Annotated in this window: 10 protein-coding genes and 2 pseudogenes; 4 read left to right on the top strand and 8 right to left on the bottom strand. The window is 44.3% G+C overall.

The window, feature by feature from the left end; translation table 11 throughout:
• Window positions 1-228: 228 nt before the first annotated feature.
• The 4 genes and pseudogenes from AAEO50_RS05270 to AAEO50_RS21395 all read left to right on the top strand — a co-directional run.
• A complete protein-coding gene (locus tag AAEO50_RS05270; RefSeq protein WP_341981234.1) occupies window positions 229-1,470 on the top strand; it encodes a S8 family peptidase in 1,242 nt (413 codons plus the stop codon).
• Window positions 1,471-2,129: 659 nt separating this feature from the next.
• Window positions 2,130-2,771, top strand: a complete 642-nt coding sequence (locus AAEO50_RS05265; RefSeq protein ID WP_341981232.1) for a TetR/AcrR family transcriptional regulator — start codon at window positions 2,130-2,132, stop codon at window positions 2,769-2,771.
• Between the two features lie 50 nt (window positions 2,772-2,821).
• Window positions 2,822-4,178: pseudogene (locus AAEO50_RS21400) on the top strand (cytochrome P450); the annotation flags it as partial.
• 122 nt (window positions 4,179-4,300) lie between these two features.
• Window positions 4,301-6,016: pseudogene (locus AAEO50_RS21395) on the top strand (diflavin oxidoreductase); the annotation flags it as partial.
• Window positions 6,017-6,575: 559 nt separating this feature from the next.
• On the opposite strand, the gene AAEO50_RS05255 reads toward AAEO50_RS21395, so the two are convergent.
• The 8 genes from AAEO50_RS05255 to AAEO50_RS05220 all read right to left on the bottom strand — a co-directional run bounded on the left by AAEO50_RS05255 (window position 6,576) and on the right by AAEO50_RS05220 (window position 14,863).
• Window positions 6,576-7,832, bottom strand: coding sequence for a hypothetical protein (locus AAEO50_RS05255; protein WP_341981228.1), 1,257 nt, complete (start codon window positions 7,830-7,832; stop codon window positions 6,576-6,578).
• A gap of 46 nt (window positions 7,833-7,878) precedes the next feature.
• Entirely contained in the window at window positions 7,879-8,748 is an 870-nt protein-coding gene (locus AAEO50_RS05250) for a hypothetical protein (RefSeq protein WP_341981226.1), read from the bottom strand.
• A gap of 235 nt (window positions 8,749-8,983) precedes the next feature.
• Complete coding sequence (locus AAEO50_RS05245; RefSeq protein ID WP_341981224.1) at window positions 8,984-9,589, bottom strand: hypothetical protein; 606 nt, start codon at window positions 9,587-9,589, stop codon at window positions 8,984-8,986.
• A 64-nt stretch (window positions 9,590-9,653) separates the two neighbouring features.
• Window positions 9,654-10,076 (bottom strand): hypothetical protein, encoded by a 423-nt coding sequence (locus AAEO50_RS05240; protein ID WP_341981222.1) that lies wholly within the window; start codon window positions 10,074-10,076, stop codon window positions 9,654-9,656.
• 279 nt (window positions 10,077-10,355) lie between these two features.
• Window positions 10,356-11,963: a metal ABC transporter solute-binding protein, Zn/Mn family gene (locus tag AAEO50_RS05235; RefSeq protein ID WP_341981221.1), complete on the bottom strand. Its 1,608-nt coding sequence runs from the start codon at window positions 11,961-11,963 to the stop codon at window positions 10,356-10,358.
• A 381-nt stretch (window positions 11,964-12,344) separates the two neighbouring features.
• Window positions 12,345-12,782, bottom strand: a complete 438-nt coding sequence (locus AAEO50_RS05230) for a hypothetical protein (protein WP_341981219.1) — start codon at window positions 12,780-12,782, stop codon at window positions 12,345-12,347.
• Between the two features lie 393 nt (window positions 12,783-13,175).
• A complete protein-coding gene (locus AAEO50_RS05225; RefSeq protein WP_341981217.1) occupies window positions 13,176-13,970 on the bottom strand; it encodes an aminoglycoside phosphotransferase family protein in 795 nt (264 codons plus the stop codon).
• A 23-nt stretch (window positions 13,971-13,993) separates the two neighbouring features.
• The gene (locus tag AAEO50_RS05220; protein ID WP_341981215.1) at window positions 13,994-14,863 is read right to left on the bottom strand and encodes an alpha/beta fold hydrolase; all 870 of its coding nucleotides are present in this window, start codon (window positions 14,861-14,863) and stop codon (window positions 13,994-13,996) included.
• Between the last annotated feature and the right edge of the window lie 54 nt (window positions 14,864-14,917).

The raw sequence follows: 14,917 nt of genomic DNA, 5'->3' as shown, positions 1-14,917 counted from the left end.
AATAGATTCGTCACTGTTATATGTAATGATTTTCCAAAAACCTGAATTTTTCACCTATTCTGTAAATAATGAAATTTTGTTACAATTCGTTTTAGTAAGAATCTCTACATAATGGTTCACTAGATGATTCTTGTCAATTTCTCTCAGTGAGGAGGGGAGCTTTTTTTCAGGGAGACGTAGAAGTGTCTCCGATGGTTGGTTAGATAAAAACTGGAGAGGATGTTGTAAATGAAAGTAGGAAAGATTCTTGGAACTGTCGTGATGAGTGCTCTTCTGGTCAGCCCGGCTTATACGAGTCCGGTTGATGCCACAGAACAAGCAGAAAAGGTACGGGTTCTTATTTCATCCACTAATGAAAAGGCAGAAAACAGCGCTAAGCAAAATTACGGTGTGCGCTGGGACTTTGATCAGAACGGCTTCTCTACCGATGTAACGGAAGCCCAATACAAAGCGCTGCAAAAGAATAAAAACGTATCTGTCAAACTTGTCGATGAAGTATCATTGGAAGCTAAGCCTGGTTCAAATGCAATAGCCGCACCAAGTGATCAGACACCATGGGGAATTGAAGCGATGTATGAGGATGCGGGCATCAGTGCCACTTCCGGGGGAAGCGGTGTGAAAGTGGCTGTCCTTGATACCGGCGCCAACACCAATCATACTGATCTGGCTAACAACGTTGAGCAGTGTAACGATTTCTCCCAACGAAAAGCAAGCCTCGTCACAAACTTCTGTGAAGATAAGAACGGCCATGGTACACATGTAGCAGGAACTGTCCTTGCCGACGGTGGTGCCGGAGACGGGATCTATGGTGTAGCACCGGACGCCAAGCTATGGGCCTACAAAGTATTGAACGACCGTGGATCCGGTTACTCTGATGACATTGCAGCCGCTATCCGTTATGCTGCTGATGAAGCTGACCGACTGAATGTCAATACGGTCATTTCGATGTCACTGGGGGCAAGTTCTGAAAGCCCGCTGATTACAGACGCTGTCAACTATGCCTATAACAAAGGTGTACTTGTCGTGGCGGCAGCGGGGAACTCCGGTCCAAGTGCCAATACAATCGGATACCCAGGAGCGGTGGAAAATGCAATTGCAGTGGCAGCACTTGAAGATGTCCAGCAGAATGGAACTTACCGTGTAGCTGACTTCTCGTCCCGCGGAAATCCGGACACAGATGGCGACTACGTAATCGGAGTGCGTGATGTGGAAGTATCTGCACCGGGACGCGCTATTGAATCAACCTGGTACGACGGTACGTACAACACCATCAGCGGTACATCGATGGCTACTCCACACGTATCCGGCCTGGCCGCTAAAATCTGGGCGGCAAACCCTAGTTTATCTGCAGCCCAGCTTCGTACAGAAATTCAGAACCGTGCGACGAACAATGATATCCTCGGCGGCTCTGGTGCAGCCGCTGGCGATGACTATGCGTCCGGTTTTGGGTTCCCGACTGTGAACCCTTAAGTTTGGCTGAAGACTACAAATTAGTAGATTAATAGAAGAAAGGACATGACAATTTCCGAAAATGTCATGTCCTCTTTTCTTTTTATAAGCCTCTATGGAAATAAGGATGGGGCTACTGGGTTTGGAAAGAAGACAGGCCTGTCCCTCCTTACACAAAAACGGGACAACGTACCTGAACCCCCAGGCCGATCTGCAGCTGGGTAAAGATTTTTCGACAAGTTGCTTGAAAAACAGGGAAAGTAGCTTGAATAATGAAAAAGTGGCACATAAATTTGGAAAGTGGCTTGTATTTCAAAAAAGTGGCTTGATTATGAAGAAAATTGGATTGAATCGTTCGGCTGGAAGCCCCTTCCCCCCCTCTGAGCTGCCTTCACCCCTTTAGAACCACAGCTCCAATCGATTTGTGCTCACTTTTCACGAATATGTGCTGACTTTTTTGGATTTATGCTGAATTTTTCTGATGTATGCTTACTTATATCGTTTTATGCTGATTTTAACAAAACATCCCATCTCCATCCCCGAACTCCCCGCCCAGAAACGGGTATAGGCCCCTGTCCCCATAGCCCCATTCTGTTATCGTTTGACTTTCCATTACAGATGTCCGATACTAAACGCATACTAATTAATCACTTGATTAATTAAAGAAAGGACCTCTTATTATGACTCAATCTGATCATCAAAAGAAAGCACCCGGAAGGCCACGTTTGAATAATGAAGTGGCCAAGGGGGAGCTATTACGTTCCGCCTCAAAGTTGTTTTCAACGAAAGGCTTTGAGGAAACGAGCCTCCGCGAAATTGCTATGGATGCCAATGTGAATATGGCGTTGATCAAGTACCATTACGGTTCGAAACTGGACCTTTGGAAAGCAGTCATACTCAAGCTTTCCGAAGAAGTATTGGAAATTAATGATTTCGACTTGGACGTTGTTCAGGAGCCTTCGGATATGAGAAAGCTGCTGGGTGAGCTTTTCGACAGGATGGTCGATATGACATTCGAGCATAGGGAGTTCAGTTTATTTGTTATGAATGAAAGCATTCAAAAAGGCGAAAGGTTTGACCACTTATTTGAACAGCTGATCAGACCTTTTCACGAACAAAGCTATCCATTTATTCTAAAGGGAATTGAAATGGGGGTACTGGCAGATCAGGATCCGGAAGAACTTATCGTCATGCTTCTTTCGTCTGTTTCCTATCAGCAGGCAGCCCCTCATATCATAGGGAATTTCACGTCCATCACTCAAGATGCAAAACAATGGAAAGAAGTGATCAAACACAGCCTGCGCGCAAACTTTATCAAGTGATGTGTTAAAGCAGACGTGTGTAACCAATCATATTCGAAAGGGTGTTTTCAATGGAAAAATATGAAGCGATCCCACAGCCAAAGACATACGGACCACTCGGACATCTTCCGCTGATCGACAAGGATAATCCGACGTTATCTTTCATGAAGCTCGCAGAGGAGCAGGGACCCATCTTCAGACTGCAGACCCCTTCTTCTTCAACGATCATCGTGTCTGGGCATGAGCTGGTTAAAGAGGTATGTGACCAATCGAGATTTGATAAAAGCATTGAAGGCGCACTCGAGAAGGTGCGTGCCTTCGGCGGGGACGGGTTGTTCACCAGCCGGACGGATGAGGCGAATTGGAGTAAGGCGCACAACATCCTCATGCCTACCTTCAGCCAGCGTGCGATGAAGGATTATCATGGGATGATGGTCGATATCGCCGTCCAGCTTGTCCAGAAATGGGCCCGGCTGAATCCAAATGAAGAAATCGATGTGCCGGAAGATATGACTCGTCTGACCCTCGATACGATCGGATTGTGCGGGTTCAACTACCGGTTCAACAGCTTTTACCGTGAGAGCCCCCATCCGTTCATCATCTCTATGGTCCGGGCAATGGATGAAGCGATGCACCAGCTGCAGAGACTGGACATACAGGATAAGCTGATGGTCAGGACGAAACGCCAATTTAAACATGACACACAGACGATGTTCTCAATGGTCGATAACATCATCGCTGAACGGAAGGCAAATGGATCGCAGGAAGAGAATGATTTATTGTCCCGGATGTTGAATGTGAAGGATCCTGAAACCGGAGAGAAACTGGATGACGAGAATATCCGGTACCAGATCATCACCTTCCTGATTGCTGGACATGAAACAACAAGCGGGCTCTTGTCATTCGCCCTTTACTTCCTGATGAAAAATCCGGATAAATTAAAGAAAGCCTGCGAGGAAGTGGATCAAGTTTTCTCAGGGACTGCACCGACCTATAAACAAGTGATCGATCTGAAATATGTCCGGATGATTTTGAATGAATCACTGCGGTTATGGCCGACGGCTCCTGCCTTCAGCCTGTTTGCTAAAGAGGATACCGTCCTTGCCGGCAAGTACCCGGTGAAGAAAGTAGAAGAGCGGATCACCGTGCTGATCCCTGAACTGCACCGTGATCAAGACGCTTGGGGAGCAGATGCGGAAGAATTCCGCCCTGAACGCTTTGAAAATCCGGAAAAAGTCCCGCACCATGCGTATAAGCCGTTCGGGAACGGTCAGCGTGCCTGTATCGGGATGCAGTTTGCCCTTCATGAGGCGACTCTTGTACTCGGCATGCTGCTGAAGCATTTTGAGTTCATCGATGATCAAGACTACAAACTTGATGTCAAACAGACCCTGACGCTTAAACCTGGCGACTTTAAGATCAAAGTAAAACAGCGAGATCAGTCGGCTGTCGATCACTCTCTATATTCTTCCGGTGAAAATGGAATGGAGAAAAAAGAGAAAGACAACCGGGAGCAGGATGCCCCTGTAGTCTCCGGTCTTAATGACCGTCCCCTGCTCGTCCTTTACGGTTCTGATGCCGGTACGGCAGAAGGCGTGGCCAAGGAGCTCGCGGATACCGCAAGCTTCCACGGCGTCCGTACAGAGGTATCCCCTCTTAACGACCGCGTAGGCAGCCTGCCGGAAGATGGAGCAGTCTTGATCGTCACTTCCTCCTACAATGGGAAGCCGCCAAGCAATGCCGGGCAATTCGTCCAATGGCTCGAGGAAGTGAAGCCCGGTGAACTCGGCGGTGTCCATTATGCGGTGTTCGGATGCGGAGATCATAACTGGGCAAGCACGTATCAAAATGTACCAAGATTGATTGATGAGAAGCTTGCTGAAAAAGGCGCCGTAAGATTCTCCAAGCGCGGCGAAGGAGATGCAAGCGGCGATTTCGAAGAACAGCTGGAGCAATGGAAAGACAGCATGTGGGCAGATGCGGTCGAGACGTTCGGACTGAAAGTTGAGAACAGCGGAAGCAAGGAACGGAAAAGCCTTAGCATGGAATTTGTCAGCGGTATAGGCGGTTCTCCTCTAGCGCAATCATATGAAGCAGTGAACACCAGTATCCTGGATAACAAGGAGCTTCAGACACCAAACAGCGGCAGAAGCACCCGCCATATCGAAGTCTCTCTGCCGTCTGGGCTGTCCTATAAGGAAGGAGATCACCTCGGGGTCCTTCCTAAGAACAGCTCCAAAAATGTGAACCGTGTATTGAAGCGGTTCGGCTTGAACGGGAATGACCAAGTCGTGCTGTCAGCTAGCGGGCGGAGCGCCGCACACCTGCCGCTTGACCGGCCTGTGGCCTTATTCGATCTCCTTGCCCACTGTGTCGAATTACAAGAGGCAGCCACACGGGCTCAGATACGTGAACTGGCAGCTTATACGGTATGCCCTCCTCACAAAAAGGAATTGGAAGTCCTGCTAGAAGAGGGTGTCTATCAGGAGCAGGTGTTGAAGAAACGAATCTCGATGATGGATTTCCTGGAAAAATATGAAGCATGTGAGCTGCCGTTTGAACGGTTCATGGATTTGCTTCCGGCTCTTAAGCCGAGATATTACTCCATTTCTTCGTCACCAGCAGCGGATGCTGAAAAACTGAGCATCACGGTCGGTGTCGTAAAGGGAGCGGCCTGGAGTGGTCACGGTGAATATGAAGGTGTCGCCTCCAACTTCTTGGCAAGTCTCGAAAAAGGAGAAGACATCGCTTGTTTCATCCGCACGCCCCAGTCGAATTTCCAATTGCCGGATGATCCTGAAACCCCGGTCATCATGGTTGGACCCGGTACTGGAGTTGCTCCATTCCGCGGCTTCCTGCAAGCGCGCCGCAGTATGAAGGAAAAAGGCATGCCGGTTGGCGAAGCGCATCTCTATTTCGGATGCCGCCATTGTGAGCATGATTACATCTACCGCGATGAACTTGAGCGGGCTGAACAAAATGGCATCGTCACGCTCCACACAGCTTTTTCACGTATGGACGGGCAGCCGAAAACCTATGTACAGCATTTAATGAAACAGGACGCCTCTCATCTGATCTACCTGTTGGGCCGCGGCGCACACCTCTATATTTGCGGTGATGGCAGCCGGATGGCCCCTGAAGTGGAAGATACGCTTCGTCAGGCATACCGGAATGTTCATGGCGCATCTGAAGATGAATCCAAAAAATGGATTGAGAAGCTTGAGCAGGATGGCCGCTTCGGCAAAGATGTCTGGGCAGGAATTTAATAAAGCAATAGTCATCAAAAAGACTGGTACGCATTATGTACCGGTCTTTTTTCATCACGATGCAATTTTGTTGCAGGCAATGATTTAAAGATTTTTCGACAAGTTGCTTAAAAAACAGGGAAAGTGGCTTGAATAATGAAAAAGTGGCACGTAAATTTGGAAAATGGCTTGTATTTTTGAAAAGTGGCTTGTATTTCAAAAAAGTGGATTGTATATGATGGAATGTGGATTGAACCGTATGGCTGGTAGCTCCTGAACCGTCCGCTGCGCTGCCTTAACCCCTTTAGAACCCCAGCTCCTATCGATTTGTGCTGACTTTTCACGATATGTGCTGACTTTACCGATTTATACTGAATCATTTTATTTTAGCTGACCTTAACAAAAAACCCCCTATCAGGAAGCATATAACGATCAACCCATCATTCAAGCTGTGAGCCGCGGTACCTGCCGCTATGGCTATTAAAAGAAACCCCGCCTCTTTAAAAGTGGCGGGGTCAAATGACGAAACGAAATGTGACAATTCGTTATCGGGGTTATGGTGCATATATGCTCATGAAGCCTACGGAAGCATTGATGCTACATTATAATCATCAAAGCCGCCATAGTATTGCCAGATTTGTGCCTGCTCGTCTGTTCCCGGGAACGTGATCCAGTATGGGTTGCTTGTTGTCAACTCAGCCTCGGATGGAAGGTCGCCGGTGTAATAAGCGAGCCAGTACGCACCAGGTGTATCAGGTGAATAACTGCCCATCGTCACGTCCCAGCTCCAGGTAGAGGAGTATGTACCAGGTGTGACACCTTGGCCATATTCATTCAGGTAGTTGACGAAAGCGCTGTAGATCAATTGATTATTGATGAAGTCATATTCCTTCATACCGCTAAGCGCAGGTTCGACATCGATGAAAATGACCGATCTGACTTTTGATCCATATACACGTTTCATATCTTCATAGTTTTCAAGAGCCAGTTTCGCCTGCTCTTCTCCCCACTCAGTAGGTGACAATCCTTCAGGAGCGATCTGCATTCCTGATAAGAACCAGTATCCGTATACATAGCTTGCCTCTTCCGCTCTGTCGCTGCTGAAATAGATTCCGCTGCCTGTGCTTTCATCGAATTGATCGAGACTGCCGTAACCCAGCTTTCCGATGTAAAAATCCTGTCCTTCAGGATTCGCTGATGTTGCGGAGTCGGATCCGAAAAGGTAGTCTTCCAATACGTCAGTATGTGAGAAAATCGCTGAGTTTTCGTTGGCGTTTTCCAAAGCTGTTTCACTTGCATGTGTACTTGCCTGGGATTTGTTCTCTTTTTCATTTTCACGCTGGTTGTTTGCTTTTTCTTCAGCATTCAATCCGGAAGGCTGTGCCGACTGTTCAGGTTTTTTTGCGGCTTTGGCATTTGATTGTGCTTCAAGCTTTCTCTCTTCTGCATTTTGCTTCAGATCAGCACTCTTGTCAGTGTCTGCTTTGGCAGGAGTCTCAGACTGTGCAGGCTTGACAGGCTCTGTTTTTTTGGATTCTGCCTTTGATTGACCCTTGTTTTCTTCCTTCTGCTTGGTGTCCTCTTTTTCTTTTGTGTTGGAATGAGCTTTTTCTTCTGCTTTGGATTGAGCTGGAACGTCACGGCCCGGCGCTTCAGCATTCTTGCCTGACTGGTCCACCTGGTCACTATGTGACTCAAGTGTTTTGACAGGTTCGCCCTGTCCTTTTTCGAATCCAGAAGCAGCTGTGACATTTCCTCCTGTGATCAGTCCGAATGACAGTACAGCAGGGACAACGAAAGATTTTACTAGTTTTTTAGTGTTCAAATAATGTTTCATGCTTGATTAACTCCTTTTATCCATATAATTTTAGTTAGATACTTTATTAGATAAAAGGAGCTGCCTTGGGCGGCGGTGACGGTGGAGCATTCATCCATTGATAACAATATGTATCTTCGCGCGAGTGGTAGATGGTGCGAAGCTTTAACCCGATATCCCAAACTGCCTGATGGTGAATGAAGCTTACCATGCCTGTACCTTGGCTGAATGTTTCCTGGGCTTGTCCCCCTGAAGATGGCAGCCGCTGAGGAACGTTGTTCACTGCCTCGACATCACCGGGGATTGCCCTCTTTTCAAAAGGAGCATTCGTTTCTCCTTCATGGGCAGGATTTCGTTGGACAAGATCCATCTTCTTGATTGATTGATAGATTGGGGCATCTTTCTTACCAACGTTTACTTTTTCCTGCTGCTTTTGGAAGGTGAGTTCTTTCTCCCTTTGAGGTTCGGGCATGAATTTTCCGGAAGATTGAGAGACTTCTTCTTGTTTCTCTCTGAGATTGTCTTGTTGATTTTTTCTTTCTGTCGCCCGTTTTTCAACCTCTTTCACCGAAGGTTTTGAAACCGGAGCAAATTCCCTTTTATGAGTGGGGGGAGTTGCAGCTTTGCCACTCTGTCGTTTGTTCCCCGGCGTCTCATGTACGGGATTTTCTTTTGTAACCGGCTTGCGTTCCCTGATCACTTCTGGTTTTTGGACCTCTTCTTTTTGACCCTTCTGTTTCGTTTCAGTAGCAGCAGGTGCGGCTTTTTGGGGAAAATCGACCTTTTTGACTTTTTCAACTACGCTCGTATGTACTTCAGCAGGGTGAGCATTCCCGGAGTGGGCCGCTCCATTGTTTTTCTCTGCAGCCGCATGAGTCGGAAGGAAAGCAGCCGCCACCACCAACACACCCATTAAAATATAATACCGGATCCGCATAGGTTCACCCCCTTTCAAAAATGCAATATGAAATGACTGACATAGACAACATTCGACATAATTAGTTCATTTTTGTCGTATTTCATAACATTAACAAAGAAAAGATTCTTTCAACCTATAAGGGGAGGAATGTGATGAGTCAAAAAGCATGGATTAGAGGAAATTTATTCTTATGATTCTGTGGCATCAGGATATGAACGTAGTACTATGAGCAAATTAAAAAGCCGGTTTTTAACTAAAAAACCGACCCAAGGTAAATGCCTTGTTCTCTTAAATCTTTTAATCGATCAATCCATTCATTCTTAGCATCTTCAGACGAAATTTCAGGTTCTAAATCTGATGCCCGATTAAAAAAATATACATGTTCAAGAGCTTCTTCATAGTTTTGACCCATCCCCATTCTTCCTTCTAACTCAGATAATTTATTTCCAGTTAACGTTTCATATAAGATTTCTGAGTTTTGTTCACTTATTTGAGTATATTCTCTTTGTCCTCTAATAACTTCTACTGTATCCAAGTCGGGACTGATCCAAAGTTCATAGATAACGGGTTTTGCTTCAATATCAGGATTTTTAAAATGGAAGGTAAAACGATAATCAGCTAATCTTGTCATATTTACTATTTTTTCTTCCCACTTTGCATCATTTAATATGTCCCGAACCTGCCGGACTTGTTCGTTGTTACTTATTTCCTTAAGATTTCTATACTTATTTGGATCATAGTCTGAGCGTTCCCGGACTTCTATGTTTTGTTCTTCATTTGATAGTTCATTAGAGCAGCCGGTAACCAATATTGTAAACAAGATAAACAGGTAAAAAAGTAGTTTTCTAAAACGTCTCATTTTCCTCTCCTTTTCTAATGATCAGGCGCTATTGCGTTAATCAGCCTCCCGTTGGTATAACCATCTATTTTGCTTCAACGATAAAATTTGTATACGGTTCATCGTCAACTAATACATCAATCTTCCAAAGCCCTGCACGATCAAGTACAAATTTCGCACCGCTTTGTTCGTTATCAATCTCCCATTCATAAAGTTTCACAGTCTCGCCTGTATCCTTATGGGTTGCAGCCATCTTATAACGTTTACCATTAAAATCTTCTGGTCTCTCCAAGAAATAAACCTGATACTGTCTGCCCTCACCTACTGGAAATTCCGGCTCATCGCTTTCCCCGTTCACTTTGATCATTCCGAACTTCCCTTCAGTACCATGTAAGGTCATATTCTCATAAGTAAACGCAGGACTTAACTTCCAGTTTGCCGGATTGTTATCTGTACATCCCGTTAAAAATAGTGCAGCTGCAATCAATAATTTAAAAACAATCTTCAATGAATTTCCTCCCCTCATTGCCCCTTTTCATCCCCTATCTACTATAGAGACGCTTAACCTTCAATAAAGTTACATTTTTTCCGTATTTTTTCAAATGATTAGCAAGCACAGGGAAAAGGGCCTGACCCGAGGCACAGTGAAATTTCACCGCATCGGGGGTCAGGCCCGGATTTTTTAAAATATTGTTGAAAACCAGGAAAAACTGCAGGGGTCAGCAATCCATCAGTATTGGCACCTGAGCACCAAGACCGTAAGAAATATCAAAATTTGAAATTCAAATTAATGAGCCATCATTTCATCTGCTATCTCTTCTCCAGTCATTTCTGATGGATAATAAGTTGGCCAGTTGGTGACTTCATTTAGTAAAGCTTCACGGTCGTCGCCCCAATACAGATGGTAGTGATCAGCTTTTGTCGGATAGATACTATGGTCACTGAATTGAATGTATCGTGGAAGATCCCCGGATTGTTCTGCTCGTTTAAAGATGAATCTTACTCCTCTATTTCCGGCATCGTAGGTCAGGATTTCATATCCATCATAGATGTATTCACCCGAATTCTCTTCCCCGTTTTCATAGAATGTTACAGTGTTTCCTTCAATCAATATCCGGTCGACATCTGTTTGGTACCCTGCCTTATAGTACTCTTTGTATTCTTCGGCTGATTTATCTCCATTATGTTCTGCTTTATGGGAAAACACTTCATCAAGAGTACCATCTTTAAGGAATGGATAAACAGATTGCCAGTCACCTTCCCAATCTGAAAGGTAACGGTCCTTTACTTGACTGTCTTCAAAGTACCCATCATAAATTTTCTCTGTTTCTTCGTCATGAGCATGGTCGTGCCCTTGCTCACTGCCAGATGATTCTGCCGAAGTCTTTGAAGGTTGGGATAAGGCTTGGGATAATATTTCTAAATTATGATGCATGAGTGTAAAGTAATCCTCGTTATTATTCATGTCTTCTTCTGTCAAAACTGATAAATTGTGGACACGCAAAGCCTCTGCACCGATTTCTTTTCTAACGACATCGGCCACTTTAGGAGTTACATTCTGTTCGAAAAGCACGTATTTCAATCCATACTTTTCTGCCATTTCAATAAGGTTTTGCAGCTCTTTTTGTGAAGGTTCATTGCTGGGGCTTAAACCAGAAACAGCAAGTTGCTCGATCCCGTAGGCTTGCTCCCAATATCCGTATGCAGCATGAGATACAATGATTCGATTTCCTGGCAAACTCTCAATCTTTGTATGGAATTCATCATGTAGATTTTCAAGATTTCCTTTTAGCTCTTTGAAGTTTTCATTAAAGGTTTCTTCTTTTTCAGGTTTAAGTTCTACCAGTGTATCCCTAATGTTTTCTGCCAGCTTGATAGACTGCATTGGATCCAGCCACACGTGGGGATCTTTGTTCCCATGTCCCTTATGTTCATCTTCATGATCCCCTTCTTCATCATGATTTTCCTCTTCTTCATCATGATTTCCCTCTTCTCCTTCATGATCATGGCCGTGATCTATTAAGTCTATCCCTTTTGAAGCTTCCACTATTTTCACGTCTGCGGATTGAATAGAATCTGAGATTTGCTCTGCATAAGATTCCAGACCTGCTCCATTATAAATGAAAGCATCGGACTCAGCGATTTTCACCATCTCTCTCGTCGTTGGTTCATAATGATGAGGATCGGAACCCGGCGGCAAGATTGACTCCACCACAGCTTCATCCCCTGCAATCTGTTCAGCAAAATACTGCAGGGGATAAACAGTAGTAAAAACCTTTACCTTCTCCTTTGGATCTTTGCTTTCTTCCCCGCTATTTGTCTCTACAAGACCACAAGCAGCCACCCCGAAAATCAGAGTAAACAAACTTAGTAAACCTACAATTCTCTTAGACATTTTTTCTCCTCCAATAATTAAATCGAAATCATTACGATTTACAACTTAAAAAAATATTATTTTGTTACACGTTTCACCTTTGTGACTTGTATGTAGGTACGATTTCTTAGGTACTGTGAAGAATCCATTGATTTTGACGTGAATTCAATGAGCCTGCAAACTTCTGACTTCACCGTTTTACATCCTATACCTTGGTTAAATCGAAATCATTACGATTTGAATTGTAATATATGTTTCAATTGAATTCAAGTTATTTATTCATTAAATCAAAGGAAAAGTATCCTGCATTTCAATACCTCCTCCGCCCTATTTACTGCCACATCAAAATAAGGGCCAGTCCCCAAGCACGCCTGGGGGACTGGCCCTATCTTCTCGTTTCCCTTACACTTCCGTTTTCAACATCTGCAGAATGACACGTTTTAAATACGGAGTCATCTCTCTTAAATCGTCAACGTCATATGCTCCTATATAGTACTGCAGCACCAGACCGTCTACGAAAGCGACGAGCATAGAAGCTCCATCCTTCGAGTGAAGGACAGGATATACCTTATCATGATCTAGCTGCCTCAATTTCTCCTGAAGCTCTTCAGTCATATAATTGAATGATGAGCGAAAGGTTCGCTGAGGAATCCTCCCACTTGAGTAACGGCCCAGAACGGTCTTGATCATTTCTATATTCTGATCATTATACTCCCACGAATCATACAAAAATTGTTCAATAAAATCCTTTACATTCGTGCTGTCATTCTCCTTTACGGCTCTCACATAATCATCTTCCAGCCGCTTTAATGCCTCATCCATGTCATTTTGCTGCGTCACTTTGAAGGTCCTCCTCTATTGTTTTCTCCCCCTTTTCCCTGATGATGTCATTGTTACACTTGTTATTATGATGTTTGTTTTATGCGGACGCGGCAGTACCCATCCTTCCCAGTAAAGAAAATTCGACAACAGGCGCAATTATCGTGAAAGTGGCGCAATTAATGAGAAAGCGGCGCAATAATTGAGATTCCGGCGCAATTATTCGAAAACCGGCGCAATAAAAATTAGTATATTAATATTTTCCGTTCCGAGCCGCTTTTTTGCCTTTTCGATACTCCTTCCACTCCGGGAAACAGGCCCAAGTATGACCACTGCGGACAGATTCAGTCATTTTTTCATCATTTCCAACGAAAAAAAGGACATTTCTGTCCCTTTCCCAGAGAAATCGCCCACTTACGATCTCCACTCTTCCCCATGCTCCCGAACAAACGCAATATCCTTTTTATAATGCTCGACATGCCCTTCATCGATCATCTTTTGAAAAGCAGCATCACCTTCTGCGGCTTTACGTTGCATCGTTTTACACAGTCCTTCCAACCGCAGTACAACCATCTCCACAAAATCCTCTTCAAAATCCATTCCATAGGCTTTAAAGAATAACTTCACTCTTCGTTTGATCAGCTCGGCATCTTTGGCTGATTGATAGAGGACCTCCTCACCCGCTTCAGTATGGTAATGCCGGCTTAACGGCACACATGTGTAGAGCGTGTAGGCAATGTCATAAATCCTCGGGCCCGGGCCGGCAACATCAAAATCGATGATCCCAACCGGCCTTTTATGATTAAAAATGATGTTGTAAATTGCAAAATCATTATAGCACAGGACCTCATACGGCTTTGGAGTGTTATCGATCGGCTGCCAGCTTTCATCAAATGGAAAATCGCTGACCGCGTCATGATAAAAACGGAGCATTTTTGCGATCTCCTCCAGCGCTTCATCAGCCCACATGTATTCCTTCAGAGGGTAGTTGCCCGCTTCTCCTTCTATAAAAGAAAGAATCTCCCTGTTTTTCTCATCGATCCCTAGAAACACAGGTGCTTGGCTGAATCCTTTCTTTTCCAAATGATTTAACAGCTTATGTATTTTATGACTCTCCGGTTTTAATTCCCGGCGGACCGTATCTTCCAATCGATAGACGGATGAGACGTTACCTCCGGTGAGCTTTTCTTCTTTTTTGTTGTATGACATGTAGATTTCTCCCAGCACTCGATTTATTTATACTTTTGCAAACATTCCACAATCACTTCAGGTCTGTCCTTATGTATTTCATGATCACTATCATGAGCCAGAACAAGCTTACCTTGGCTGTTCATCTGTGATAACTCGATTTGTAACTCTCTCCATATTTTCTCGTGCAGGTACGCTTCCTCTTCGGGAATCCCGAATTCAATAAAGGGAAGCGCAGATACCTTTTCATCCCGAGCAATAACGACTAGTGGAATTTCAGGAAACTCACCAGCAGCTTTTATGATCTCGCTGTCTTTATCCCAATTTTGAAATTCTTCCGCTATGGTTTTAAAAAGATCAGGGCTTGTGATAAAGTCCACAAATCGATCAAACTGCTCTTCGGGGAGAATCTGTTGTGCACCTTGGAGTGTATCTTGAAAATCCAATTCCAGCTCTTCTCTAGTTTTCAATGAGGATTGTAAGTTACTTTCAATCATCTTTTCCAGACTGATATACGAATACATAACTGGTAAATCAAGATCATACAGTCTCTTAAATTGGAAAGAAGTTGAATCAATCAGCACCACGGCTTTCAATTTCTCGGGGAACATCTTTGCATATTGCTGTACGCACAGACCTCCAAATGAATGACCAACTAAAACAAATTTTTCTTTGATGGCTAAATGAATTAGTAACGAATCCAATTCTTCAGCTATATTTTTGATATCTCGTTGATTACTTGATACTTTGCTTTTTCCATAACCAGCTCTATGGTACATCACAATCGTAAAATCCTTTCTCAACTCCTGGACAAAGGGCCACCAATTATAGAAAGAGCCCCCTATGCCAACTTCAAGGACCAAGGGAGTCTTTCCCTCACCAAGAACCATATATTCCAAAATGCCTTTTTCCAACGGATCACCCCCTCATTGCATTATCCAACTATTTTTATATAAACATATCCATAT

Source organism: Rossellomorea oryzaecorticis, assembly GCF_038405515.1.
Lineage (GTDB): Bacteria > Bacillota > Bacilli > Bacillales > Bacillaceae_B > Rossellomorea > Rossellomorea oryzaecorticis_A.
This window is presented reverse-complemented; position numbering and strand designations above follow the sequence as displayed.